Source organism: Massilia eburnea, from assembly GCF_050709955.1.
Taxonomy (GTDB): Bacteria; Pseudomonadota; Gammaproteobacteria; order Burkholderiales; family Burkholderiaceae_D; genus Rugamonas; species Rugamonas eburnea_A.
Genome location: NZ_JBNZFX010000029.1, coordinates 1 through 24788, shown reverse-complemented (window position 1 = coordinate 24788; position 24788 = coordinate 1). Strand labels below are relative to the sequence as shown.

The window sequence follows — 24788 nt, the reverse complement described above, 5'->3', positions numbered from 1 at the left end:
ACTTTTGCACAAAACGTTGTCGGAGAATATACAATTTTGCATAACGCGCCAATTGAATCAGGGTGCGTGAAAGTCACTCGGCACAGGAGATGGCAAATGTGGATGCACACGCTGGCATGGCTGGCCCTCGCGCTGCACGGCGTGGCGCAGGCCGGCGAAGTCCTGCTGGATATTCCGACGCGGCCCGGCGCCACCGTGCGTGTGCTGGAGATGACTGGCGAACACGCAGCCGGCCACGTTGTGCTCTACCTGGCCGGCGGCTCGGGCCAGCGCGGCTTGCAGGGGGTCTGGCCGGGCAGCCTGCCGACCGATCCGGATACCTTGTTCGGCGCACAGCGCCAGATGGCGGAACAGATCGGCGCCATGGTGGCGCTGGACACCGCCAGCGACCATGAAGTGCTGGATATCGGCAGCCGCCAAGGCGCCGCGCACCGGCAGGATGTGGCCGCCGTGGTCGATTTCATGCGCAAGCGTCATCCGCAGGCGCGCATCGTCCTGATGGGCAGCAGCGACGGCGCCTTTTCGGCCGCGTATGTCGCCAACCGCTTGCCATCAGTTGATGCGGTGGTGCTGATCAACGGCAGCGGCGATGCCTGGGCCGAAGTCCCGCACCTGAAACGGCCGGTGCTTGGCGTGCATCACCGGCGCGACGCCTGCCTGCCCTTCCGCGAAAGTTATCGGAAAGCGCGCTTCTTTCCCCTGATCGCGGTTGACAGCCTGGCTTTCCCGCAGGTCTACGCCGGCACCCTGCGCGACTGCAGCCGTGAAAGCGCCCACGGCCTGCACGGCCAGCGCTCGCAAGTCTATCGGGCAATCGGCAACTGGCTTGTTAGCGGCGAAGCGCCGCAGGAACTGCGCTAGCCTGCCACCGCTTCGAGCGTATCGAGGAAGCGCAATAGCCTGACCCGGTACTCGGCTGGATTGAAGGCGTAGAGGTCCTCGTGGATCGCCCCCTCCACCAGCCAAAGGGTTTTGGCGCCGCCGGCCGCTTCGAACAGCCGGCGGGTTTCTTCTGACGGCGTCTGGGTGTCTCGCGTCCCGCCTGCGACCAGCACAGGGACCTGGACCTGGCGAATCGCCTGCACTGGCCGAAGGTCCTCGCGCGCCACGCCGGTGCGCAAGGGCAACTGCCAATAAAGCAGGGGCGCGGCAAGCCGCCCCACTCCGCCAAAGCGCATTGCCAGCCGGTTCGCCACCGCATCTTCAATGGTCGGATAGACCGACTCCAGGACGAAGCCGTCGACCGCCACAGGTCCGCTGCCCAGCAAAGCCGCCGCCCCGCCTAATGACTGACCGATTGCGACCACGGTCCCGCATCCATGGGTACGCAGGTAGGCGACGCCATTGCCGGCATCGTTGGCCTCTCGATGGCCAAACGTAATCATTTCGCCCGCCGTTTCGCCATGTGCCTGCAAGTCGATGGCGAGCGAGGTCCAGCCTGCATCGCGCAGGAATGCGGCGCGACCGGCCATCGCGCGGCGGTCGCCACGGATACCGTGCATCAGCAGTACACAACGCTTCGCACCGGGCACTCGCAGCAAGGAGCCGTGCGTGCTGCCGGCCAGCACCGGCTCAAAGCCAAGGTCCGCAGGCATGGCGACGGGATGATTGACGGGCTTGGATAGCGCCCACCCGACCGACCACAGGCCGGCCAGCGCGCCAGCGGTCACAAGGAGCGCAAGCGCGTTGCGTAGCCTCATGCTGCGCGGCGTTCGACCAACAGGCGCACGGGACCGGGCAGCCATTGGCGCAAGCCGGCCCCGATCGCTGCTTCGCGACGCTGCCAGAACACGCCGGCGGCGATGATGGCGATGCCGATTGCGGTCAGGGCGACCGGGAACAGCAGGCTGTCGCGGAAAACGGTGTACGACAAGTGGCCAAGGTAGCCGGCCAGGCCAAAGCCGCCGAATACGGCGAAAACGCGGCGCGACAAGGCTGCTCCGATGCCGATCATCAGGACGTTGATCAGGCAATAGACCAGCTTCCCGAACTCGCTGCCGGAGTCCATCGAAGACAAGGCGCCCCAGAACGTCAGTACGCCCCAGATATACAGCCAGAACGCGTAGTCCTTGCTGCTTCGGTTGCGCAGGTCGATCCACAGGGCGAGCAGCGTCATGGCGACGCCGAATACCGCCGAGATGATTTTGCCTTCGCGGGAGAACAGGCTGTAATGGCCAAGCAGCATTTCGGTCACATCCATGCTCATGTACCACAGGGTCACCGCCAGCGGCATCACCGTGAACGGCATGCGGTAGCGCCACAGCACCACGGCGCCGGCAGCCAGCGTGGCCAGCTCCATGAAGATCCAGCGCCAGTCGATGTAGTAGTGGTAGTTACGGTACGAACTGCCGGCGCCACCGCCCGCCCATAGGCCCAGCATATGCTGCAAGCCATAAACTGCGAGCGGCACCAGCACCACGGCGAAGGCCGCCAGCACCCCGGCCGGCAGCACCAGGCCGCGCACGCGCAGCCATTCGACCGCGCCTAGCGCCGCTACCATATAGCAAATGGAAATGAACAGCAGGCCGGTGCCGCCGAACGACTCCCAGCCCAGCGTCATGAACAGCGACATGGCGCCGATGGCGATCAAGCCCCCCAGGTAGTACAGGATATGCGCCGGCTTGAAGCCGGGCGTATGCTGTTCACGCTCGACCAGGAACTGCCACAAGCGCCCAGCCTGGCCCGCATCCAGCAGGCCCTGGCCTGCCGCCTCATCCAACATCGCTCGCGTCAGTTTCATTGCGTATCCCTGGGCTCAGTGATCTTTGAAGAATTCCATGACGTCGGCAGCCTCGCGCGTACGCTTGAATGGCGGCAGGCTTTGCCAGATGCGGCGGCCGTATGGCTTGGAGATCACTCGCGGATCGCACAGCATCAGCACCCCACGGTCGCCCTCGTCGCGGATCAGGCGCCCGGCGCCCTGCTTCAGGTTGATGATCGCTTCCGGCAGGGTGTGGCCCATGAAGCCGTTCAGGCCCTGGCGCTCCATCACTTCGATGCGCGCGGCCAGCACCGGGTCGTCAGGCGGCGCGAACGGGAGCTTGTCGATGATCACCAGCGACAGCGCTTCGCCGCGCACGTCCACGCCTTCCCAGAAGCTCTGGGAGCCGATCAGCACGCCGTTGCCGGCCTTGCGGAACTGGTCCAGCAGTTCGGTGCGGCCACGGTCGCCTTGCACGAACAGCGGGAACTTCAGGCCGCGCTTGTCGAATTCGTCGCGCAGGCGCTCGGCCGCCCGCTTGACCGCACGTAGCGTGGTGCACAACAGGAAAGTGCGGCCGCCGGCGGCTTCGATGATGGGCAGCGCCGCATCGAGCACGGCGTCGGTATAACCCATCGAATTCGGGTCCGGCAAGCCCTGCGGCACGTACAGGATGCCCTGCTCTTCGTAATTGAACGGGCTGGGCCAGTTGCGCGCGACTTCGTTCTCCAGGCCCATTTGCTGGGCGAAATGGGTGAAGTCGTTTTTCACCGCCAGCGTGGCGGAGGTGAAGATCCAGCTGCGCGGCACGCCTTCGCGCTGACCATTGAAGATCGGTGCGATCGACAGCGGGGTTTTATGCAACTGCAGCGAGCTTTGGAAGGCCTCTACCCAGAACACCGCCTCCTCGCCCGCGGCCACTTTCGCCTTCGGGTCGAACTTCCACGCTTCCAGGCGGGCCGACAGCTCATTGCCGCGCACGCGGCATTGCTCGATGGTCTCGGCGCGCTCGGCGTTCTTGTCCAGCACGGCCACCATATCGACCAGTTCATCCTTCAGCGTCTGCAGCGCGGGGAAGAAATCGCTGGATGGTGCGATCTGCGGCAGCGACATGCGCACGATGTCCTGCGTGAAGGTCAGGCGCAGGTCGCGCGCCGCCTTTTCCACCGGCGTGACGACCTTGGCCCATTCGGCGCCGTCGCGCGCATGGGCCAGGCCCTCGGCCAGCACGTCGCGGCACAGCTCCAGGATCTGCGAGGTGGAGATGGTGTCGCCGAAGAACAAGGTGGCGGTATCGGGCAACTGGTGTGCCTCGTCGAAGATCACGGTATTGGCGGAGGGCAGCAGTTCGGCCACGCCGGTATCTTTCAGCGCCACGTCGGCGAAGAACAGGTGGTGGTTGACCACCACCACGTCGGCCTGCTGCGCCTCGCGGCGCGCCTTCATCACGAAACAGTCCTGGTAGTACTGGCACTCCTGCCCCATGCAATTCTCGCGGGTCGACGTCACCAGGTTCCACACCAGGGCATTTTCCGGCACGCGCGCCAGTTCGGCCTTGTCGCCGGTGCTGGTCATCTTCAGAAAGCGCGAAATCTCGCGCAGGTAGCCGACGTCTTCGCGCGACGTCATGCGGCCGTTCTGCAGCGTGCGCTCCAGGTGGTAGTGGCACAGGTAGTTGGAGCGCCCTTTCAGCAGCGCCACCGAGACCGGCGCCTGCAGCGCGGCGCGGATGGTCGGGATGTCGCGCAGGAACAACTGGTCTTGCAAATTCTTGGTACCGGTGGAGACGATAGTCTTGCCGCCCCACAGCAGGGCCGGCACCAGGTAGGCGAAGGTCTTGCCGGTGCCGGTACCTGCCTCGGCGATCAGCGTCTGCTGCTTGGCGATAGCATCGGCAATCGCCTTGGCCATCTCGGTCTGCGATTTGCGTGGACGAAAACCGCCCACGGCGGGACCCAAGGGGCCGCCGGGCCCAAACAGGCGCTCAATATCGGCGTCATGCGCCCCCGGAGCCAAAACCGGATCGTTCGGCGCGCCGGGAACGGCGGTCGGCTGTTGTGGATCTGTCAAGTTCGTAGATGGATGAGTGGCCCTGCTCAGGCCGGTACGTCGGGCACCAATTGCATTTTCAGCAGGGTGATATAGTCTTTCAATTGCAACTTGCGCTTCTTGAGGCGCCGCAACTGAAGTTGATCGTGGTGACCATCCAGGGTCAACATTTCAATGACTGCATCCAGGTCGCGGTGCTCGACATCGAGCTCAACGATGCGACGCTGAATTTCTTCTTTGTTGATCATAAATGGAAAGTCGGCACGATTTCGATTAACGTTTGCTTACAGTTTCGTACGGACAACAGGCTATACTTGCAACGAAACTGCATACTGTGCATAGTTTAACTCAGGTAGTCATTGGAAAGAAGCTGTCAAGTCCCTATGAGCACGTACAAAATCGAGGCCGGAACCGCGCAACATATCGGTAGCCGGCCCCAACAAAATGACCGTGTCGCGTTGTTTACTGCGCAGAAAGCGCCCGGCTATGTGCTGGCCGTCCTGGCCGATGGCATCAGCGGCGGCGCCACTGGTGCTGAACAAGTGCTGCATACGGCCAAACAATTGTTTGATGAATACCGGGCCGCAGAGTCGGTCCACTTGCCGCGACTGCAAGAATTGCTGCGCGAAATCGCGAACGACGTCCACCAGATCCTGGTCATGGACCCGCGCACCGGTGCCAGCGAGCCGCAATCGAGCATCGTGCTGATGGTGCTGACGCCCGAACGCCAGGCCGCCTGGGCCATCGTTGGCGATTCACGTTTGTATCGTTTTGACAACAAGGAATGCCTGGCCCGCAGCAGCGATGCCGAGTACGTCGCGCACCTGATGGAAAAGGAAAACCTGCCCGAAGAAGCGGCGCGCAAGCACCGTCAGGCCAAGTTGCTCAGCAACGCGCTGGGAAATAAGCACCGCGAGCCCTTCATCACTTTCGGCGTTCAGGAAAACCTGAAGGCGGGCAACGCATTCCTGCTTTGCTCGGACGGTTTGTGGTCTTATTTCGCGGACGTGGAGCTGGCGAGCGCCATCGCCAAGAAATCGCCGCGCGAAGCAGCCGAACTGCTGATCAACAAGGCCCGCGAGCGAGCGCAGGGCAAGGGCGACAACTGCTCGATGGCGATCATCAAGCTGGTCGCCCCGCCGAAGGAGCCGGTCAACTACACTGTGCAGAAGCTGCGCAAAGCCGTTTAAGGCTTTTTCGCAGCTTCGGCCTTGGCCGCAGCCTCGGCTTTCGCCGCTGCGGCCTTCTGTGCTTCTGCGGCGCTGCGCTTCTTCTCTTCCTTCTCGGCCAGCTTGGCCTTGACTTGCGCCTGCCGCTTTTCCGATTCCGCTTTCTTGCGCTCGAATGCAGCGGCATTGGCAGCGCGTTCCGGTGCGGCGGCGGCTTCCTGGGCGGCGCGGGCGCGTTCACGGGCATCGTGCTGCGCCTGGCGCTGCTGTACCGACACTGCGGCCGGCTTGGGCGCCGCCTTCAGTTCAGGATTCGGCTTCACCGGCCTTGGGTGGTCGGCGTTATAAGCCGCTTCCGCGGCATCCTTCTGGGCGCGGTCCGCCAGTTCACGGTCGCGCACTTCCACTGCATTGCGGCGCTTGAAGTAGTTCGCTTCCACTTCCACCGAGCGCAGTTCAGCCAGGCGCAGGCGGCGCTGTTCCTTGGCCTTGTCGATGCAGGCATTAACGAAGAACTTTTCGTAGCAAAGCTGTTCGCTGGCGCTGAACTCCGCCTCCACCTCTGCCCGGTCCTTGCCCAATTGCGCCAGGCGCGCGTCAGCCTGCTCGACCGAGTGGGTTTCGGGGATGCGCGGGGCTCCCGTCGTTGCCGGACGGCCGATGTCCTGCGCCAGCACCGCGCTTGGCAGCATCAAGGCCAGCCAGATCCAGTTCTTCAAATTTTTCTCCTTGTCAGGACAGCTTTTCGGCGGCGCCGCGCTGTTCCTTTTCCATATACTCGCGCGATTGCATCTCGACGATGCGCGACACGGTGCGGTGGAATTCGTTGGACAGCACACCGGAGGTGTACAGCTCTTCCGGCTCCACCTCGGCCGACATGATCAACTTGACCTTCTGGTCGTAGAACACGTCAATCAGCCAGGTGAAACGGCGCGCTTCGGACGATTGTCCGGCCGACATCATCGGAATACCGGACAATATCACGGTATGGAAGCGGCTGGCGATTTCCAGGTAGTCGTTCTGCGAGCGGGGCCCGCCGCACAGCGTGGCGAAATCGAACCAGATGATGGTACCTGCGCGGCGCAGCGCTCTGAGCTCGCGGCCTTCGACATGAATGTGCGGGTCTTCATCGGAGGTTTCGGCCACGCGCGCGAAAGCTTCGCGCAACTGGTGGTCGGTATTGGCGTTAAGCGGCGTGTAGTAGGCATCCACCTGCTCCAGCGCGCGGCCGCGGTAATCGACACCGGCATCCACGTTCAGCACGTCCATCTTTTCCTTCAGCAGGGCGATGGTGGGCAGGATGCGGTCGCGGTGCAGGCCGTCCGGGTACAAGGTGGACGGCTCGTAGTTCGAGGTCATGATGAAGGACACGCCATTGTCGTACAGCGCCTTCATCAGGTTATACAGGATCATGGCGTCGGCCACGTCCGATACGTGGAATTCATCGAAGCAGATCAGGCGGTACTTCTTGGCGATCCGTCTTGCAACTTCGTCCAGCGGGTCTTCCACGCCGCGCAGCTCGTCGAGCTGCATGTGGACGTCGCGCATGAATTCGTGAAAGTGCAGGCGCGTCTTGCGCACCAGCGGGATCACCGAATAGAACGAATCCATCAGAAACGACTTGCCGCGCCCTACCCCGCCCCACATGTACACGCCACGCGGAGGCGTCGGGCGGTTGATCAGGCGTTTGAAGGAATTCGAGCGCTGGGACTTGTACTCGACCCAATCGTCGTAGCACTGCTGCAGGCGGTCGACGGCACGCTGTTGGGCGGCGTCGGCTTTGAAGTCGCGCTGTGTGAGCGCGTGCTGGTAAAACTCTTGGACGTTCATAAGAACCATGGGGTCAGGCAGCCAACATGCAACACGCTGCGCGTGTCACATGTCGGAGCCAGACCCCTTAGATTAGAAGTTCAGCGTACGCTTATCAACAGCCAGCGCAGCTTCCTTGGTCGCTTCGGACAGCGATGGGTGTGCATGGCAGATGCGCGCGATGTCTTCTGCCGAAGCCTTGAACTCCATCGCCACAACCGCTTCGGAGATCAGCTCGGAAGCCATTGGGCCCACGATGTGCACGCCCAGGATCTCGTCGGTGGTTGCATCGGCCAGGAACTTCACCATGCCGTTGGTATCGCCCAGCGCGCGTGCGCGGCCGTTCGCCAGGAATGGGAAGGTGCCGGCTTTGTACGCCACGCCTTCGGCCTTCAGTTGCTGCTCGGTCTTGCCCACGGAAGCGATTTCCGGATGGGTGTAGATGACGGACGGCAGGGTGTTGAAGTTGGTGTGGCCATGCTGGCCGGCGATACGCTCGGCCACGGCAACTCCTTCTTCTTCCGCCTTGTGCGCCAGCATCGGGCCACGTACCACGTCGCCGATTGCCCATACGTTTGGCAGGTTGGTCTTGCAGTCTTCATCCACGCTGATCATGCCGCGCTCGTCGACAGCCAGGCCCACTTTGTCGGCGCCCAGGCCGATGGTGTTGGCGGTACGGCCGATCGACACGATCAGCTTGTCGAACACGGACTTCTGGGCTTCGCCCTTGGCGTCGGTGTATTCAACGGTGACGTTGTTCTTGCCGGCTTCGACCTTGGTGATCTTGCAGGACAGGTTGATCGACAGGCCTTGCTTGGTCAGCAGCTTGTGCGCTTCCTTGGCGATCTGCTCGTCGACTGCGCCCAGGAAGGTCGGCAGGCCTTCCAGCACGGTCACCTCGGAGCCCAGGCGGCGCCATACGGAGCCCAGTTCCAGGCCGATCACGCCGGCGCCGATCACGCCCAGCTTGGCCGGTACGGTTTCGATGTTGAGGGCGCCGGTGTTCGACAGAATCAGTTTCTCGTCGAACGGTGCGCCAGGCAGTGCACGCGGGTTGGAGCCGGTAGCAACAATGATCTGCTTGCCGGTGATGGTGTCGGTGGTAGTACCGGAGATGGCGATCGGGTAGCCTTCCGCACCAGCGGCGCCGGCGAATGCGCCGCGGCCGTGGAAGAAGGTGACCTTGTTCTTCTTGAACAGGAACAGGATGCCGTCGTTGTTTTGCTTAACAACGGTGTTCTTACGCTTCAGCATCTGGGCGACGTCGAAGGACAGGCCTTCTACGTTGATGCCGTGCTCTTTGAAGCCGTGCGATGCGTGATCGAAGTGTTCGGACGATTGCAGCAGCGCTTTCGATGGGATGCAGCCTACGTTGGTGCAGGTGCCGCCTGGGGCTGGCTTGCCGGCGTCGTTGCTCCATTCGTCGATACAGGCCACGGAGAAGCCCAGTTGCGCTGCGCGGATCGCGGCGATGTAACCGCCAGGACCGGCGCCGATAACTACTACGTCAAATTGTTTGTTGCTCATGTCTTTTCCCAATCATTGGTCGTCCGTGGGGACGAAAATCCACATAAGGATGTAAATCAGCCCGCCGAAGCCGAGGCATGATGCGACCAGAACGAAGATCAGGCGCCAGATCCAGGACTCGATGCCGGATTGCTTGGCGATGCCGCCGCACACGCCGCCTAGCCAGCGGTCGGTGTTGGAACGGCGCAGCTTGCCGACTTCGGCGACGAAATCGTCGCCAGCCTGTTGGCTGCTGCCGCCTTGCAGCAGCTTTTCCTTGGCACGGGCGAATTCTTCATCGCTCAGGGCACCGGCCTGGTGCAGTTCGTGCAGGCGCTTCAGTTCTTCGGAGACGCTCATGTGACTCCCTTCAGGCATGCAAAGGCCGCCCTCACGGGCGGCCGGCTTCGATTACAGGTCCAGCAGCAGGCGTGCTGGATCTTCCAGGGCTTCCTTCATTGCTACCAGGCCCAGGACGGCTTCGCGGCCGTCGATGATACGGTGGTCGTAGGACATCGCCAGGTAGTTCATTGGGCGAATCACGATCTGGCCGTCAACGACAACAGCGCGGTCCTTGGTGGCGTGCACGCCCAGGATTGCCGATTGTGGTGGGTTGATGATCGGGGTCGACAGCATGGAGCCGAAGGTACCGCCGTTCGAGATGGAGAAGGTACCGCCGGTCAGGTCTTCCAGGGTCAGCTTGCCTTCCTTGGCTTTCTGGCCGAATTCGCCGATCTTCTTCTCGATCTCGGCGATGCTCATCTGGTCTGCGTTACGCAGGATTGGCACCACCAGGCCGCGTGGGGAACCCACCGCGATACCGATGTCGAAGTAGCCGTGGTAGACGATGTCGTTGCCGTCAACCGAAGCGTTCAGGATCGGGTACTTCTTCAGCGCGTGCACAGCGGCCTTCACGAAGAAGGACATGAAGCCCAGCTTCACGCCGTGTTCTTTCTCGAACTTGTCCTTGTACTTGTTACGCAGGTCCATGACTGGCTTCATGTCGACTTCATTGAAGGTGGTCAGGATCGCGTTGGTGGACTGGGACTCAACCAGGCGCTCGGCGATACGTGCGCGCAAGCGGCTCATCGGCACGCGCTCTTCCGGACGGTCGCCCAGGTTGGCGGCGGCTGGCGCAGCAACCTTCTGCAGTTGTGCCTTAGGCGCGGCTGGCGCCAGCGGTGCCGGAGCGGCTGGTTTTGGTGCAGCGGCAGCAGCCAGGGCGTCGCCCTTGGTCACGCGGCCGTCTTTGCCGGAACCGGCAACGTCGGAAGCGGCGATGCCGGCTTCGGACAGGATCTTGGCAGCGGCTGGCATGGCAACGCCGGACTTGTCGGCGGATGCGGCTGGGGCAGCGGCAGCTGGTGCAGCGGCAGCGGCTGGAGCCGAAGGGGCTGCGCCTGCAGCAGCGTCGGTATCGATGATGGCGATCACTTCGCCGGCAACCACGGTGGCGCCGTCGGCCTTGATCACTTGCACAACCACGCCTGCGGCCGGTGCTGGCAGTTCCAGGACAACCTTGTCGGTCTCGATGTCGATCATGTTTTCGTCGCGCGCCACTGCCTCGCCGACTTTCTTGTGCCAGGCCAGCAGGGTCGCTTCAGCGACGGATTCCGACAGTTGAGGAACTTTAACTTCGATTTGTGCCATGTGTATTACTCCGAATTTTGTGTTTTTTAGCGCCGCCTGCTCGTGGCAGGCGGCTCACCCGCTAATGCGATGCGATTACTTGGTCAGGATGAAGCCTTTCAGCTTCGAGAACGCGGTTTCCAGCAGGTCTTTCTGCTGCGCGTAGTGCTTGTCGTAGTAACCCACGGCAGGCGAAGCGGAAGCTGGGCGGCCGGCGTATGCCAGCTTCTGGCCCGATTCCATTGCCTCGAAGATGTTGTGCTGGATCTGGAACCAAGGACCCTGGTTCTGCGGCTCGTCCTGTGCCCATACCACTTCGGTCAGGTTCGGGAACTTCTTCAGTTCAGCGGCGAACGCCTTGTGCGGGAACGGATACAGCTGCTCGATACGCACGATGGCGGTATCGGTCACGCCGCGGGTCTTGCGGGTGTTCACGATGTCGTAGTACACCTTGCCGGAGCAGGCGACCACGCGCTTGACCTTCTTGGCGTCGATCGACTCGTCCACCTCGCCGATCACGGTCTGGAACGCGCCCTTGGCCAGTTGCTCCAGCGCGGAGCCAGCGTCCTTGTTACGCAGCAGCGACTTAGGAGTCAGGATCACCAGCGGCTTACGGAACTGGCGCACCATCTGGCGGCGCAGTACGTGGAAGATCTGCGATGCGGTGGTCGGCTGCACAACTTGCATATTGTTGTCAGCACACAGCTGCAGGAAACGCTCCGGGCGGCACGACGAGTGCTCCGGGCCCTGGCCTTCGTAACCGTGCGGCAGCATCATGACCAGGCCGGAAGCACGGCCCCATTTCACTTCGCCGGAGCTGATGAACTGGTCGATCACAACCTGGGCGCCGTTGACGAAGTCGCCGAACTGGGCTTCCCAGATGGTCAGGGTGTTAGGCTCGGCGGTCGAGTAGCCGTATTCGAAGGCCAGCACTGCCTCTTCGGACAGCACGGAGTCGATCACGGTGAACGGCGCCTGGCCTTCCGCGATGTTCTGCAGAGGGATATAGGTGCCAGCGTCCCAACGTTCACGGTTCTGGTCGTGCAGCACGGCGTGGCGGTGGGTAAAGGTGCCGCGGCCGGCATCCTGGCCGGTCAGGCGCACTGCGTAGCCGGAAGAAACCAGGGACGCGAAGGCCAGGTGTTCGCCCATGCCCCAGTCCAGGTTCATCTCGCCCTTGCCCATGTTGGAACGGTCAGCCAGGACCTTCTCCACCAGCGAGTGCACCTTGAAGCTCTCAGGCACGGTGGTGATGGCGGTTGCCAGGCGTTTCAGTTCGGTCATCGGCACGGCGGTGTCGGCCGCGTCGGTCCACTTGCGATTCAGGAACGGCAGCCAATCAACGGCGTACTTGTTCTTGAAGTTGGAGATCACTGGATCGACGGTGTGCTTGCCCTGGTCCATCGCAGCGCGGTAAGCGGCCACCATGGCGTCGCCGCCGTCGGCCGCGATCACGCCCTGGGTTGCCAGCTTGTCCGCGTACAGCTTGCGGGTGCCTGGGTGCTTGGCGATCTTCTTGTACATCAGCGGCTGGGTCAGCGCCGGGGTGTCCTGCTCGTTGTGGCCCAGTTTGCGGAAGCAGATGATGTCGACAACGATGTCTTTCTTGAACTGCAGGCGGTAGTCCAGGGCGATCTGGGAAGCCAGTACCACGGCTTCAGGATCGTCGGCGTTCACGTGCAGCACAGGTGCTTCGATCATCTTCACGACGTCGGAGCAGTAAATGGTGGAACGTGCATCGCGCGGATCGGAGGTGGTGAAGCCGATCTGGTTGTTGATCACGATGTGCACGGTGCCGCCGGTGCCGTAGCCGCGGGTCTGCGCCAGGTTCAGGGTTTCCATCACAACGCCCTGGCCAGCGAATGCAGCATCGCCGTGCACCAGGATCGGCAGCACTTGCGCGCCGTGCGCGTCGCCGCGGCGGTCCATGCGGGCCTTGACCGAACCTTCAACCACAGGGTTGACGATTTCCAGGTGGGACGGGTTGAACGCCAGCGACAGGTGGACCGGGCCGCCTGCGGTGGAGATGTCGGACGAGAAGCCCTGGTGGTATTTCACGTCGCCGGCCGGCAGGTCGTCGGCGTGCTTGCCTTCGAATTCTTCGAACAGGTCCTTAGGCGCCTTGCCCAGGGTGTTCACCAGCACGTTCAGGCGGCCGCGGTGGGCCATGCCGATCACGATTTCCTGCACGCCCTTTTCACCGGCGCGCTGGATCACTTCGTCCAGGGAAGCGATGAAAGTCTCGCCGCCTTCCAGCGAGAAACGCTTCTGGCCGACGTACTTGGTGTGGAGGTAGCGCTCCAGGCCTTCAGCAGCGGTCAGGCGCTCCAGGATGTGCTTTTTCTTTTCGGCGGTGAATGCCGGGGTCGAACGGATCGACTCCAGGCGCTCCTGCAGCCAGCGCTTTTCGGCTGGGTCGGAGATGTACATGTACTCCGCGCCAACGGAGCGGGTGTAGGTGTCCTTCAGCAGGTTGGTCAGGTCGCGCAGGGTCGCGGTCTCTGGGCCGAAGTAGGTGTTGCTGATGTTGAATACGGTGTCCTGGTCGGCGTCGGTGAAGCCATAGAACGACGGTTCCAGTTCAGGAATGCTCGGACGTTCCTGGCGCTGCAGCGGATCCAGGTTGGCCCAGCGAGAGCCCAGGTAGCGGTAGGCTGCGATCAGCTGGGTGGCGGCCACGCGCTTGCGGCCCATTTCGGCGTCGGACGAAGCGACGATGGTGCGGATTGGACCCGCTTTCGCGCGTTCGGCGAAGGAGGCGATGACGGACGAATGAACGACGTCTGGCTTGGCGCTGCCGTCAACTGCCGGCACGTTCTGCATGGCGTCGAAATACTGGCGCCAGTTGTCTGGCACGGAGCCAGGATTTTCAAGATACGCCTCGTACAGTTCTTCTACGTACGGCGCGTTCCCACCAAACAGGTAGGAATTGGACGTCTGTTGTTGCATCATTTCTTTGCTCACCTTTCTTCGCGCTTCGCGAGGAATTAGCGGGTTGTTCAAACCTTCCGCGACACGGCCTGACCGGTTAGCGGATTGCACATCAAGTTGTGGGGAAGGGCTCTGTTGTTTCCAGATTTTCCAAAAACGGTCGCCTAGCATAGCACTGTCATTGAACTGAAACAACTAAAACTCGGCCCCGCGGCGGGCGAACCAGTCGGCCAGGTAATCCAGCAAAGCCCGCAGTGCAGGCGGCATGTGCTGGCGCGATGTATAAATGGCATGAATTCCCAGCGCCTGCGGCTGCCATTCCGGCAAAACCTGCACCAGCGCCCCGCCCGCCACCAGCGGCTGCACTACGAAGCGCGGCTGCATGGCGATGCCGGCGCCCTGCCCGGCCGCCGCCAGCAAGGCCATCGACTCGTTCGAGGACAGGCTGCCGCCGACCGGCACCTCCTGCGGCGGCTCGCCATCACGCGCCAGCGACCAGACACTCTTGCCGAAATAGCTATACGCCAGGCAGTTATGGCGCGCCAGGTCCTGCGGCTCGGCGGGCACGCCATGTTCAGCCAGGTAGGACGGCGCCGCCGCCAGCATCGAGCGGCATTCGCCCAGCTTGCGCGCGATCTGGTTCGGCTCCAGCGCATTCGTAATACGGATCGCCAGGTCGATGCGCTGCTCGACCAGGTTCACGGCGCGGTTATCGACCTGCAGGTCCAGCGTCACCTGCGGATACCGGCGCAGGAAGTTCGCCAAGGCATCGGCCAGCGCCGTCTGCGCCAGGAACTGCGCGCAGGCCACCCGCAGCAAGCCGCTCGGCTCACCCGCCCCCGCATCGCCCGCCGCCGGAATCGCCCCGGCCAGCGCCAGCAACTCGCGGCAACGCGCCAGCGTCACCTCCCCCGCCGCAGTCAGGCCCAGACGGCGCGTGGTCCGGTGCAGCAGCCGCGCCCCCGCCCACTGCTCCATCTCGGCCAGGTAGCGCGTCACCATGGCACGCGACATATCGAGCGCCTCGGCAGCTCCAGCCAGGCTACCCCGTTCAGCGATGGCGACAAAGACGTTGGCGGAAGCGATGCGGTCCATTTGATCGATATATGCAATAAACAGTTTCAATATACCCCATTTTTCGATCATGACTAAAGGCCTACACTGGCGTCATCCACTCACCAAAAGGAATACAGACATGATCAAGCACACCCTCGCCGCAGCCGCCTTCGCCGCAACCACGGTTGGCGCATCCGCCGCCCCGCTCACCCTCGAAGTATTCAACCCGGGCGAAGCCGCCATCTTCCCGGTCGCCTCCGTGCTGGTCAAAGGCGAGAAAGACGCCGTGCTGGTGGATGCCCAGTTCTCGCGCGCCGAAGCTGAAAAGCTGGCGGCCAAGATCAAAGCCAGCGGCAAGCGCCTGACCACTATTTATGTCAGCCACGGCGACCCGGACTTCTACTTCGGCCTGGACGTGCTGAAAGCCGCCTTCCCGCAAGCCCGCATCGTGGCACGCGGCACCACCATCGCCGCCATGGAAAAGAAAGCCCAGGCCAAAGTCGCCTACTGGGGGCCGATCCTCGGCGCCAACGCCCCACAAGGCGTGGTGATGCCGGAACTGCTGCAAGGCGACATCGAACTGGAAGGCCAAAAGTTGCAAGTCAAAGGCCAGGGCGACCGCAGCTACGTATGGATTCCATCGATCAAAGCCGTAGTCGGCGGCGTGGTGCTGTTCAAAGGCCTGCACGTATGGATGGCCGACACCCAGACGCCAGAATCGCGCGCCCAATGGCTGTCCGTGTTGGATGAAATGGCCAGCCTGAAGCCAGTCACCGTCGTCCCCGGCCACTTCGCCCCCGGCTCCGCCCTGACGCCAGACGCCATCAGCTACACTGCCGGCTACGTGCGCCGCTTCGAAGCCGCCACCCCAGCCGCCGCCAACAGTGCCGCCCTGGTTGCCGCCATGAAATCCGCCTACCCGCAAGCCGGCCTCGAAAGCGCCCTGCAACTGAGCGCCAAAGTCGCCAAAGGCGAGCTGGCCTGGTAACAGCGCCACAGCCCAGCCCGTGTCACACCTTGGGGTCACACCCCAGGTGTGACACGGGCCCATCCATTGGGCAGGTCTAGACTTTTCTGTCTAGATCATTTATTCTAGATCCATCGTTGCTCTCACTGGATCTATCATGGCCTTGCCGAAACCTACCCCTAGCGAACTGGAAATGCTGCGCCTTTTGTTTGCGCTGGGGCCCGCGACGGCGCGGCAGGTGCACGAGGCGGCTGTGGACACGCGGCCGGATATGCAATACGCCACCGTGCTGCGTCTTCTTCAAGTCATGCATACCAAGGGTCTGCTGCACCGTGACGAAAGCCAGCGCGCCCACGTCTACTCGCCTGCCGAGCAGCAAGACTCGATCCAGACCTCTCTATTAAAAGACTTGATCCACAAGGCATTTTCCGGCTCCGGCAAGGCCCTGGTGATGGCGGCGCTGCGTGGCGGCCACGTTTCGGCCAAGGAACGTGCTGAAATCCAGAAAATGCTGGACGAGGAAAGCTAGGCGCAAGCTATACTGCGGCCACACAAACTTTTCATTCTTCGAGCATGCCAGTCCTGATCGAGTTAGAGAGCCACCACACCGTCGGCCAGCAGGTCCATTTCGCATCCCATTCACCTGACGGCAAATGCGCTGTTGTCTTCAAGGACGACACGGAAGTCGGCTACTTCTTCGCCATGGATCCATCGGCCGAAGGCGACAAAGTCCGGGACGGCGTTCAAATCTACGACGTGGCCGGTGTAGCCGATAACGAAAAGCTCGTCCACATCCACATCGGCTGGTCGAAAGATTCGCGCAAGTCAGTCCTGTTGATCAATGGCGTGCCGCAAGCAGTGTTCGACTTTGACGCGAAGCGCGGTTACTGCCAGTCCGGCTTCCCTGAGCCGCTCGGCGACGGCGACTGGGCCAAACATAGCCACGAGTGGACCGAAGACACCGCCAAACTGTTCGTCTAATTTGATGCAAACGCTTCAACAACTGCGCCACGGTGAACTGGCCGGCGCAGTGCGGCTGCAATTGCGCGGCGGCCTGACTGAATTCCCGCACGAAATCTTCGACCTCGCCGATACGCTCGAGATCCTGGACCTGACCGGCAACGCCTTGTCTTCCCTGCCGGACGACCTGCCACGCCTGCACCGCCTGCGCATCATCTTCTGTTCCGAAAACCAATTCACCGAACTGCCAGCAGTGCTGGGCCGCTGCCCTTCGTTGACGATGATCGGCTTCAAGGCGAACCAGATCGCGAGCGTGCCTGCCGCCGCTTTGCCGCCGCACCTGCGCTGGCTGATCCTGACGGACAATTGCATCGAGCAGTTGCCCGCCGAAATCGGCCGCTGCATCGACATGCAAAAACTGATGTTGTCCGGGAATCGCTTGCGCACTTTGCCGCCAGAACTGGCGAACTGCAGCAATCTGGAACTGCTGCGCATTTCAGCCAACTGCCTGCCAGAGCTGCCAAGCTGGCTGACATCGATGCCACGCCTTGCCTGGCTGGCTTTCGCCGGCAACCCTTTCAGCGATGGCGCAATTCCCCCGGCCGCCAACATTTCCTGGAACGCGCTGCAAATCCAGCACAAGTTGGGCGAAGGCGCCTCCGGCGTGATTCACCAGGCAATATTCAATGGAGAGCCTGTCGCAGTAAAGGTGTACAAAGGCGCCATGACCAGCGATGGTTTGCCGGCACAAGAAATGGCCGCCTGCATTGGCGCAGGCACCCACCCCAACCTGATTCCCGTCCTTGGAACAGTGCCGGACCATCCTGCGCGCGTGCCGGCGCTGGTCATGCCGCTGGTCGATCCCGATTTGCGCAACCTGGCCGGCCCACCAAGCTTTGCAAGCTGCACACGCGACGTCTATGCCGACGACCAGCGCTTCAGCGCAGCGGCCGTGCTTGGCATCGCATGCGGCATCGGCGCCGCCGCCGCGCACCTGCATGCACGAGGCATCGTGCACGGCGACCTGTACGCGCACAACATCCTCAACTGCGGTAAAGGCAAGGCAGTGCTCGGCGACTTTGGCGGGGCTTCGAGGTTCGCACCGGGCACCGGCCTCGCCTCTGAATTGGAGCGTCTGGAAGTGCGGGCCTTCGGCTACTTGCTGGAAGAATTGCTGGAACGCTGCGAAGATGAATTGCCGAAGGTGCGGGCACTGGCAAATGATTGCCTGCACCCGGCACCTGAGGCACGCCCTGCGTTTGCCGAAGCAGTCGCAAGGCTGGCCGCGGCTTGAATCAACGGCTCTTGTCCGGATAGGCGGGACGCGCCGGCCGGCTTGGCGGCGACTTCGCCAATTCGGCCTTGATCACCTCAATCGCCTTCTCAAGCTGCGGATCGCGCCCCGCAATCACATCCGCCGGATTCTGGTCCACTTCAATATCCGGCGCCACGCCCTCATTCTCAACGCCCCAACCGCCTTCACGCGTCCAGAACGCCAGGTTCGGTGCCGTGATGGTGCCGCCATCCAGCAGCATCGGGAAGCCGAGAATGCCGACCAAGCCGCCCCAGGTACGCTTGCCAATCAGCGGGCCAAGCTTATTCTTGCGGAACATCCAAGGCAACAGGTCTCCGCCCGATCCGGCCGTTTCATCGATCAGCATTGCACGCGGCCCCTGGATCGAAGCGGACGGCGTCTTCATGTCCGCGCCATAGCGCATGGCCCACCATGCAATCTCCTGCTTCTGCAGTAATTCGATGTAATAGTCGGCCAGGCTGCCGCCGCCATTGAAGCGTTCATCGATGATGATCGCGTCCTTGTAAGCTTGCGGATAGAAGTAGCGCTTGAAATAGGTGTGGCCGAGGCCCGCCGTATTCGGCACGTAAACATACGCAACGCGCCCGCCAGTTGCGGCATCGACCTTGCGGATATTCCCTTCCACCCAATCGCGGTTACGCAGCGCATCTTCGCTCGCCACCGGCACGACTGTGATATGACGCGCGCCCTTGCCGTCCGCGTTCGGCCCCACCGTGATTTCAATCGAACGGTTTGCCGTATTTTCAAAGGCGCTATACAGGTTGGTCGGCGGCGCCAGTGGACGGCCGTCAACCGCCAGCAGGTACTCGCCCACTTTCACGTTCAGGCCAGGCTCGGTCAATGGCGCACGCAGCGTCGGGTTCCAATTCAGGCCCCCGTAGACTTTCTTGAAGCGGTAACGGCCATTGGCGATCTCATAGTCCGCGCCCAGCAGGCCACCCGGCACCGGCTTGGCGTCGATGAAGTTATCGCCGCCACCGCCACGATGGTGACCGACCGCCAATTCGCTGCACAGCCACTGGATGACGCGGTTCAAGTCACTGCGCGTGGCAACGTCGGGCAGAAACTGGGCATATTTTTCACGCATGGCTTTCCAGTTCACGCCGTGCATATGCGGATCGTAGAAATAGTCGCGGTTGATACGCCAGGCCTCGTCGTAAATCTGCTTCCATTCGGCCCGCGGGTCGGCCTTGGTTTCGATGGACTCCACACGCAGCTTGCCTTCCGACGGCGACAGCAACTTGCCGGTGGTGGAGCCCATGTTCCACTGCTCCTTCAGGCGCCAGGCGATCTTCTTGCCGTCCGAGCTGATTTCAAAGTCGTCCGCCTCGGCGACGATGGTCTCGGTCTTGCGATCCTTCAGGTCGAAGCGCTGGACCTGGCGCTTGCCGTCCACCTCGCGCAGGAAGAAGATCTGCCCTTCCGCGCCCGCCTCCAGGTCGAAGTACTGCGAGACGGGTGGCGGCATATCGATCACGCGAGTCGAGATGCCATCCCAGTCGATGCGTATCGGCGCCGGCGGCTTGGCCGTCGCGGCAGAGGCCTTCGCCTTGGCGTCGGCACCGCGGCTGTTGCTGGTGTCGGTCACAACACGTTCGTCGCCCTTGTCGCCTGCAGTATTGTCCTTTGGCGGCTCCTTCGGTGCCGGTGGCGCGGCAACGCCCTTCTCTTCATCACTCTCGCGCACCAACGGCGACGGTACGTCATTACGCAACACCATCAGCCAGAGTGAGCGCGTCGGGCGGTTGTCCTGATTCTGCAGCGAGAACCAGTTGTTGCTCGGCCCCGCATCGGTGGATGCGAAGAAGTACAGGTATTTGCCGTTGCGGTCGAAAACCGGATTGGCAACGTCGGACAGGCCATCCGTTACCGCGTGCGACTTATCCTCGTCCAGCGCGTAGATATACGCCGTGCGCGTGTAGCTCAGCGAGTTGAGGGTGTAAGCGATGAAGCGCGAATCTGGTGACCAGGTGCCGCGCAGCGACTTGTCGACGCCATACATCGGCTCAGTGGCGACTTTCTTTTGCACGCCCGTGGCCAGGTCGATGTAGTACAGCGTCCAGGAATTATCAATGAACGCGATCTTCTTGCTGTCCGGCGACCAGGCGGCGCGCTCAAAGAATCCGGAACCGTTCAGCTTGAACTTGCGCAGTTCGCCCTTGCCGTCCTGTTGCCTGACATGCAAGGCATACTCACCGCTTTCATCGGAAAAGTAGGCCACCTGCCGCCCGTCCGGCGACCATGCTGGGCTGCGCTCGTGGGCACCCGGCGTTTGCGTGAGGTGGCGGATATCGCCCTTCTCAGCCGGAAGCGTCACGATATCGCCCCTGAATTCAAACGCCACCCGCGCGCCGGACGGCGAAATCGATGAATTGCGGATGTATTTCGCCCCGCGCACCCAGCGCTCACGCGAGAGCCCCAGGTCGGCACTGACGCCAATCGCCAGCCTGCGCCCCACAGTCGCCCCGGAATCAAGGTCGAGCATGTGCAAATACCCGGCCTGCTCATACAGAATCCGGTTACCGGATAGTGAGGCGTTCAATACCGGAAAATCGGTGTGACGGGTCAGTTGATTAATCGCTTTGCTGCGCGTGTCATAGACATAGAGATTAAACTCGCCGTCCCGGTCCGAACGGAAATAGACTTTCTCCCCTGCCCACATCGGATCAACGTCATTGACACGGCTGGCCGGTTGCGGGATGCGCTCCACCATCTGGGTATCTCGATTAAATAACCAGATAATCGAATTCAAGCCGCCGCGATAGCGCTTCCACTGCAGGAATGCCGGTGAAGTCGGGTTATATGCAATGCCTCGCCCATTCGGGGAAAATGTCGCGCGTGCCGCGTTGGGAATTTCCAGCTTTGTTTCTACGCCGCCACCCACAGGTACGGTAAACAGGTTGCGGTATCGGTTATTAAATGCCACGCGCGGCGAAGTGAATAACACCTGAGCGCCATCCGCCGTAAATCCCTGCACCAGATCCTGGCCCGGATGCCAGGTCAAGCGGCGGGGGATGCCACCCGAAATCGGGACGATGAATACGTCAGTATTGCCGTCAATATTCGCGCTGTAGGCGATCGACTTGCAGTCCGGAGAAAAGTAGGGATTGGATTTTTCGCCAACGTCGGAAGTCAAGCGACGCACATCGTGGCCATTCTGATCCGCCAGCCAGACATCGCCGGCATAAATAAACCCAATGTGGTCTTTTGAAATTGCCGGATCGGATAGCAGGCGGGTATCGGAAGTATTCGGAACGGCTTGAGCCGCAAGTGGGAGTGCCAACGCTGTGGCGAATATGAGGGTACGACTGGTGAACAAGCAAGCCTCCATGATGGGAAAGTACTTGGACTGCAGCGGCGGACGGACTCAACGATAACAGAACCCAGCCCCCACACGGAAAACCACAACACTTTCGAACCAAATTTGAGCCTGAACATGCCAATTATCGGCATGAACCAGCGAGAATGGAGCCGCAGCGCGCATCCTGCTGGTTCAATTCACCGTTGAATCGTTATTTAATTGGTGGACGCGTCTTGAATTGGTCCGCACTATCAGGGCAAGTCTTCAGTGTCATCTGCAAGGAGACGCCAAAGGTTTCGCCACCTTTGGCATATCTATCGATCGAAGCGTAAGCACCCGGCCCTTCCCAATAACTAAAACGGGCGCCGCCCTGATCGGTCACCGCCGTTTTCGAGAATCCTATCGCGGCCGAACAACCGCGCCCGCTATCAAAGCCACGCATATATCCACGCACCGGAAATCCCAGCTCTTTCTTATCTTTTGGCGCAGGAGAATACATATACCAATTGTTTTGGCCTGCCGCTTGCGGCCGCACTTTGACGAACTCCGCATAAGGAATTGACAGCCGCATGTCATCCAGTTGCAGCTCTTGAATATCGGCGGCCCAGGACGGAGTCACCCACATTGAAGTCACCAAAACAATCCATTTCAACATGCGTTATTTCCTTGCTAAATATAAGGATTAGCATCATGGCATGCTTGGACGTCCCTATTCTAGGGGATCCGCAGTTCGATTTTCAGTGCTAGCATGGCGCTCCCATGAGTAGCAATTAACGATACCGAGCCTGGCGAATTCGTTGCCACAATTCGGTGCCCAATTCGGTGCCAGGTCTGTCATTCGGACAGCCAACACGCACTTTTGATAATTCTCAATACTCTCCAATACGGGCGTTCACACATCACCCGCGACGTCGCGGAAAATGACTTTTCGAGCTAAATCAATAGTGCTTCATGCTTGTCCGAATGACAGACCTGGCACCGAATTTGGCGCCGAATTTTCCCCAAAAAAAAGCGAGCCGAAGCTCGCTTTTTTTATTGCCAGGAAAGCTGCAAGATTACTTGCGGTCTTTCAGCGGAGGCACGTCGCGCACTGCCGAGCCGACGAACAGCTGGCGTGGGCGGCCGATCTTCTGCTCTGGGTCGGCGATCATTTCGTTCCACTGGGCGATCCAGCCGATGGTACGGGCCATGGCGAAGATGCCGGTGAACAGGGACACCGGGATGCCCAGTGCCGACTGCACGATGCCGGAGTAGAAGTCCACGTTCGGGTACAGCTTGCGGGACACGAAGTATTCGTCGTTCAGCGCAATCTTTTCCAGTTCCATGGCCAGCTTGAACAGTGGGTCGTCTTGCAGGCCCAGCTCTTGCAGCACTTCGTGGCAGGTTTCGCGCATCAGCTTCGCACGCGGGTCGAAGTTTTTGTACACGCGGTGACCGAAGCCCATCAGCTTGACGCCGGAGTTCTTGTCTTTCACCTGAGCGATGAAGGCTGGGATCTTGTCGACGGTGCCGATTTCTTTCAACATGTTCAGCGCAGCTTCGTTCGCGCCGCCGTGGGCAGGGCCCCACAGGCAAGCGATACCGGCAGCGATACAGGCGAACGGGTTGGCGCCCGACGAACCGGCCAGACGGACGGTCGAGGTCGAAGCGTTCTGCTCGTGGTCTGCGTGCAGGATCAGGATGCGGTCCAGGGCGCGCACCAGCACGTCGTTGACCTTGTACTCTTCACATGGATTGCCGAACATCATGCGCATGAAGTTGGCGGAGTACGACAGGTCGTTGCGTGGGTACACGAACGGCTGGCCAACCGAGTACTTGTATGCCATGGCGACCAGGGTCGGCAGCTTGGCGATCAGGCGGATGGCGGAAATTTCACGCTGCTTGGCATCGTTGATGTCCAGCGAGTCGTGGTAGAACGATGCCAGCGCGCCGACGGTGCCAACCAGCACGGACATCGGGTGCGCGTCGCGGCGGAAGCCGCGGAAGAAGAATTGCATCTGCTCGTGCACCATGGTGTGCTTGGTCACGGTGTCGACGAACTGCTTCTTCTGCACTGCGTTCGGCAGGTCGCCGTTCAGCAGCAGGTAGCACGATTCCATGAAGTCGGCGTTCACGGCCAGTTGCTCGATCGGGTAGCCGCGGTACTGCAGCTCACCCTTGTCACCGTCGATGTAGGTGATCGAGGAGTTGCACGACGCGGTCGACATGAAGCCTGGGTCGTAGGTGAACTTGCCGGTGGTGCCGTACAGCTTGCGGATGTCGATGACGTCCGGGCCCACGGTGCCCTTGTAGATCGGCATTTCGACCGATGGGCTGCCGTCGGAGAACGATAGCGTTGCTTTGGTATCAGAGATGTTCATGGACTCTTCCTTTGGGAGAGATGCAGCAAATAAAAAAACTTAACTCAGGCTTGGCGCAGGCGAGCCAGTAACGCATGTACATGCGGCAGGTCTATTTCGCCTTCCGGCTCCTTACGGGCCAAGACCAGATCCATCAGTGCATTGTCCGACAAATCGAGGAGTCGCGTGAACGCGTCCACTTCCTCGTCGGTCAATCCTGCTTCGTGCGCATCGAGGAAACGAGTCAGGATAAGGTCGTTTTCCAGCAGGCCCCGTCGTGCGCGCCAGCGTAGGCGCGCACGGTTGGTCGGATCGGCCTGATGCGCTCGTTTTTCGAGTTCGGCCATATTTATTAAATGGCGCGACGCACCATCAGTTCCTTGATCTTGCCGATCGCCTTGTTAGGGTTCAGGCCTTTCGGGCACACGTCGACGCAGTTCATGATCGAGTGGCAACGGAACAGACGGTACGGGTCTTCCAGGTTATCCAGGCGCTCGCCGGTGGCTTCGTCGCGCGAGTCGGCGATGAAGCGGTAGGCTTGCAGCAGGCCGGCCGGGCCGACGAACTTGTCCGGGTTCCACCAGAACGATGGGCAGGAAGTCGAGCAGCAGGCGCACAGGATGCACTCGTACAGGCCGTCCAGCTCTTCGCGCTCCGCAGGCGACTGCAGGCGCTCTTTCTCCGGAGGGATCGAGTCGTTGATCAGGAACGGCTTGATCGAGTGGTATTGCTTGAAGAACTGGGTCATGTCGACGATCAGGTCGCGCACCACCGGCAGGCCTGGCAGCGGGCGCAGCACGATCGGCTCGCTCAGCTCGTTCAGGTTGGTGGTGCAGGCCAGGCCGTTCTTGCCGTTGATGTTCATCGCGTCGGAACCGCACACGCCTTCGCGGCAGGAGCGGCGCAGCGACAGCGAGTCGTCAACGTCGGACTTGATGCGCTGCAGTGCGTCCAGCAGCATCTTGTCGGTGTCTTTCAGCTCGACCGTCAGGTCTTGCATGTACGGCTTGGCGTCCTTGTCCGGATCGTAACGGTAAATCTTGAATTTGAGAGTGC

The 24788-nt window shown here is 61.4% G+C and carries 22 protein-coding genes; 6 read left to right on the top strand and 16 right to left on the bottom strand.

Translation table 11 applies throughout. The features are described from left to right. Positions 1–96 precede the first annotated feature (96 nt). A complete protein-coding gene (locus tag ACQ4MM_RS14965; protein WP_431478093.1) occupies positions 97–861 on the top strand; it encodes a hypothetical protein in 765 nt (254 codons plus the stop codon). Here ACQ4MM_RS14965 and ACQ4MM_RS14960 read toward each other — a convergent pair. Genes ACQ4MM_RS14960 through ACQ4MM_RS14945 form a run of 4 tightly spaced genes read right to left on the bottom strand, consistent with a single transcriptional unit; the run spans position 858 to position 4998 of the window. Further along, on the bottom strand, positions 858–1700 hold the full coding sequence (locus ACQ4MM_RS14960; protein WP_431478092.1) for an alpha/beta hydrolase: 843 nt from the start codon (positions 1698–1700) through the stop codon (positions 858–860). The two genes, ACQ4MM_RS14965 and ACQ4MM_RS14960, sit on opposite strands and share 4 nt — an antisense overlap. Continuing rightward, a complete protein-coding gene (locus ACQ4MM_RS14955) occupies positions 1697–2740 on the bottom strand; it encodes a DUF2157 domain-containing protein (protein ID WP_431478091.1) in 1044 nt (347 codons plus the stop codon). The genes ACQ4MM_RS14960 and ACQ4MM_RS14955 overlap by 4 nt, the downstream gene beginning before the upstream one ends. Positions 2741–2755: 15 nt before the next feature. Next, positions 2756–4771 (bottom strand): ATP-dependent DNA helicase, encoded by a 2016-nt coding sequence (locus ACQ4MM_RS14950; RefSeq protein ID WP_431478090.1) that lies wholly within the window; start codon positions 4769–4771, stop codon positions 2756–2758. Positions 4772–4797: 26 nt separating this feature from the next. Next, positions 4798–4998: a YdcH family protein gene (locus ACQ4MM_RS14945; protein ID WP_055931517.1), complete on the bottom strand. Its 201-nt coding sequence runs from the start codon at positions 4996–4998 to the stop codon at positions 4798–4800. Between the two features lie 135 nt (positions 4999–5133). On the opposite strand from ACQ4MM_RS14945, the gene ACQ4MM_RS14940 reads away from it, so the two are divergent. Continuing rightward, positions 5134–5940: a PP2C family protein-serine/threonine phosphatase gene (locus ACQ4MM_RS14940; protein ID WP_431478089.1), complete on the top strand. Its 807-nt coding sequence runs from the start codon at positions 5134–5136 to the stop codon at positions 5938–5940. On the opposite strand, the gene ACQ4MM_RS14935 is transcribed toward ACQ4MM_RS14940, so the two are convergent. The 7 genes from ACQ4MM_RS14935 to ACQ4MM_RS14905 all read right to left on the bottom strand — a co-directional run bounded on the left by ACQ4MM_RS14935 (position 5937) and on the right by ACQ4MM_RS14905 (position 14889). Further along, entirely contained in the window at positions 5937–6638 is a 702-nt protein-coding gene (locus ACQ4MM_RS14935; RefSeq protein WP_431478088.1) for a hypothetical protein, read from the bottom strand. The genes ACQ4MM_RS14940 and ACQ4MM_RS14935 overlap by 4 nt on opposite strands. Positions 6639–6651: 13 nt before the next feature. Further along, complete coding sequence (gene zapE, locus ACQ4MM_RS14930) at positions 6652–7749, bottom strand: cell division protein ZapE (protein WP_431478087.1); 1098 nt, start codon at positions 7747–7749, stop codon at positions 6652–6654. Positions 7750–7821: 72 nt separating this feature from the next. After that, a complete protein-coding gene (gene lpdA / locus ACQ4MM_RS14925) occupies positions 7822–9255 on the bottom strand; it encodes a dihydrolipoyl dehydrogenase (protein ID WP_431478086.1) in 1434 nt (477 codons plus the stop codon). Between the two features lie 12 nt (positions 9256–9267). Beyond that, a complete protein-coding gene (locus ACQ4MM_RS14920; protein WP_431478085.1) occupies positions 9268–9594 on the bottom strand; it encodes a PspC domain-containing protein in 327 nt (108 codons plus the stop codon). Between the two features lie 51 nt (positions 9595–9645). Further along, positions 9646–10884, bottom strand: a complete 1239-nt coding sequence (odhB, locus tag ACQ4MM_RS14915) for a 2-oxoglutarate dehydrogenase complex dihydrolipoyllysine-residue succinyltransferase (protein WP_055931498.1) — start codon at positions 10882–10884, stop codon at positions 9646–9648. A gap of 75 nt (positions 10885–10959) precedes the next feature. Then, on the bottom strand, positions 10960–13815 hold the full coding sequence (locus ACQ4MM_RS14910) for a 2-oxoglutarate dehydrogenase E1 component (RefSeq protein ID WP_431478084.1): 2856 nt from the start codon (positions 13813–13815) through the stop codon (positions 10960–10962). A gap of 174 nt (positions 13816–13989) precedes the next feature. Continuing rightward, positions 13990–14889: a LysR family transcriptional regulator gene (locus ACQ4MM_RS14905; RefSeq protein WP_431478207.1), complete on the bottom strand. Its 900-nt coding sequence runs from the start codon at positions 14887–14889 to the stop codon at positions 13990–13992. A 100-nt stretch (positions 14890–14989) separates the two neighbouring features. Here ACQ4MM_RS14905 and ACQ4MM_RS14900 point away from each other — a divergent pair, with 100 nt between their 5' ends. From ACQ4MM_RS14900 to ACQ4MM_RS14885, 4 genes are all read left to right on the top strand, one after another. Continuing rightward, entirely contained in the window at positions 14990–15838 is an 849-nt protein-coding gene (locus ACQ4MM_RS14900; RefSeq protein ID WP_431478083.1) for an MBL fold metallo-hydrolase, read from the top strand. A 136-nt stretch (positions 15839–15974) separates the two neighbouring features. Beyond that, on the top strand, positions 15975–16346 hold the full coding sequence (locus tag ACQ4MM_RS14895; RefSeq protein ID WP_431478082.1) for a BlaI/MecI/CopY family transcriptional regulator: 372 nt from the start codon (positions 15975–15977) through the stop codon (positions 16344–16346). A gap of 44 nt (positions 16347–16390) precedes the next feature. Next, a complete protein-coding gene (locus ACQ4MM_RS14890; RefSeq protein WP_431478081.1) occupies positions 16391–16798 on the top strand; it encodes a DUF2251 domain-containing protein in 408 nt (135 codons plus the stop codon). Position 16799: 1 nt separating this feature from the next. Beyond that, positions 16800–18071 (top strand): leucine-rich repeat-containing protein kinase family protein, encoded by a 1272-nt coding sequence (locus tag ACQ4MM_RS14885; RefSeq protein ID WP_431478080.1) that lies wholly within the window; start codon positions 16800–16802, stop codon positions 18069–18071. Position 18072: 1 nt separating this feature from the next. On the opposite strand, the gene ACQ4MM_RS14880 is transcribed toward ACQ4MM_RS14885, so the two are convergent. The 5 genes from ACQ4MM_RS14880 to ACQ4MM_RS14860 form a co-directional block, all read right to left on the bottom strand. Beyond that, entirely contained in the window at positions 18073–21237 is a 3165-nt protein-coding gene (locus ACQ4MM_RS14880; RefSeq protein ID WP_431478079.1) for a S41 family peptidase, read from the bottom strand. Positions 21238–21604: 367 nt separating this feature from the next. Then, positions 21605–22048: a hypothetical protein gene (locus ACQ4MM_RS14875; RefSeq protein WP_431478078.1), complete on the bottom strand. Its 444-nt coding sequence runs from the start codon at positions 22046–22048 to the stop codon at positions 21605–21607. A 400-nt stretch (positions 22049–22448) separates the two neighbouring features. Further along, positions 22449–23753: a citrate synthase gene (gltA, locus tag ACQ4MM_RS14870; RefSeq protein ID WP_431478077.1), complete on the bottom strand. Its 1305-nt coding sequence runs from the start codon at positions 23751–23753 to the stop codon at positions 22449–22451. A 44-nt stretch (positions 23754–23797) separates the two neighbouring features. Continuing rightward, the gene (locus ACQ4MM_RS14865; RefSeq protein ID WP_055931468.1) at positions 23798–24079 is read right to left on the bottom strand and encodes a succinate dehydrogenase assembly factor 2; all 282 of its coding nucleotides are present in this window, start codon (positions 24077–24079) and stop codon (positions 23798–23800) included. A gap of 5 nt (positions 24080–24084) precedes the next feature. Continuing rightward, on the bottom strand, positions 24085–24788 hold a 704-nt coding region (locus ACQ4MM_RS14860; protein WP_431478076.1), incomplete at its 5' end, for a succinate dehydrogenase iron-sulfur subunit.

What these genes read in the sequence shown, in the direction of transcription:
- ACQ4MM_RS14940 (WP_431478089.1), top strand. Translation starts at nt 5,134, where the DNA reads ATGAGCACGTACAAAATCGAGGCCGGAACCGCGCAACATATCGGTAGC.
- lpdA (WP_431478086.1), bottom strand. Translation starts at nt 9,255, where the DNA reads ATGAGCAACAAACAATTTGACGTAGTAGTTATCGGCGCCGGTCCTGGC.
- ACQ4MM_RS14960 (WP_431478092.1), bottom strand. Translation starts at nt 1,700, where the DNA reads ATGAGGCTACGCAACGCGCTTGCGCTCCTTGTGACCGCTGGCGCGCTG.
- ACQ4MM_RS14905 (WP_431478207.1), bottom strand. Translation starts at nt 14,889, where the DNA reads ATGGACCGCATCGCTTCCGCCAACGTCTTTGTCGCCATCGCTGAACGG.
- gltA (WP_431478077.1), bottom strand. Translation starts at nt 23,753, where the DNA reads ATGAACATCTCTGATACCAAAGCAACGCTATCGTTCTCCGACGGCAGC.
- odhB (WP_055931498.1), bottom strand. Translation starts at nt 10,884, where the DNA reads ATGGCACAAATCGAAGTTAAAGTTCCTCAACTGTCGGAATCCGTCGCT.
- ACQ4MM_RS14875 (WP_431478078.1), bottom strand. Translation starts at nt 22,048, where the DNA reads ATGTTGAAATGGATTGTTTTGGTGACTTCAATGTGGGTGACTCCGTCC.
- ACQ4MM_RS14895 (WP_431478082.1), top strand. Translation starts at nt 15,975, where the DNA reads ATGGCCTTGCCGAAACCTACCCCTAGCGAACTGGAAATGCTGCGCCTT.
- ACQ4MM_RS14900 (WP_431478083.1), top strand. Translation starts at nt 14,990, where the DNA reads ATGATCAAGCACACCCTCGCCGCAGCCGCCTTCGCCGCAACCACGGTT.
- ACQ4MM_RS14920 (WP_431478085.1), bottom strand. Translation starts at nt 9,594, where the DNA reads ATGAGCGTCTCCGAAGAACTGAAGCGCCTGCACGAACTGCACCAGGCC.
- ACQ4MM_RS14945 (WP_055931517.1), bottom strand. Translation starts at nt 4,998, where the DNA reads ATGATCAACAAAGAAGAAATTCAGCGTCGCATCGTTGAGCTCGATGTC.
- ACQ4MM_RS14890 (WP_431478081.1), top strand. Translation starts at nt 16,391, where the DNA reads ATGCCAGTCCTGATCGAGTTAGAGAGCCACCACACCGTCGGCCAGCAG.
- ACQ4MM_RS14910 (WP_431478084.1), bottom strand. Translation starts at nt 13,815, where the DNA reads ATGATGCAACAACAGACGTCCAATTCCTACCTGTTTGGTGGGAACGCG.
- ACQ4MM_RS14955 (WP_431478091.1), bottom strand. Translation starts at nt 2,740, where the DNA reads ATGAAACTGACGCGAGCGATGTTGGATGAGGCGGCAGGCCAGGGCCTG.
- ACQ4MM_RS14865 (WP_055931468.1), bottom strand. Translation starts at nt 24,079, where the DNA reads ATGGCCGAACTCGAAAAACGAGCGCATCAGGCCGATCCGACCAACCGT.
- zapE (WP_431478087.1), bottom strand. Translation starts at nt 7,749, where the DNA reads ATGAACGTCCAAGAGTTTTACCAGCACGCGCTCACACAGCGCGACTTC.
- ACQ4MM_RS14965 (WP_431478093.1), top strand. Translation starts at nt 97, where the DNA reads ATGTGGATGCACACGCTGGCATGGCTGGCCCTCGCGCTGCACGGCGTG.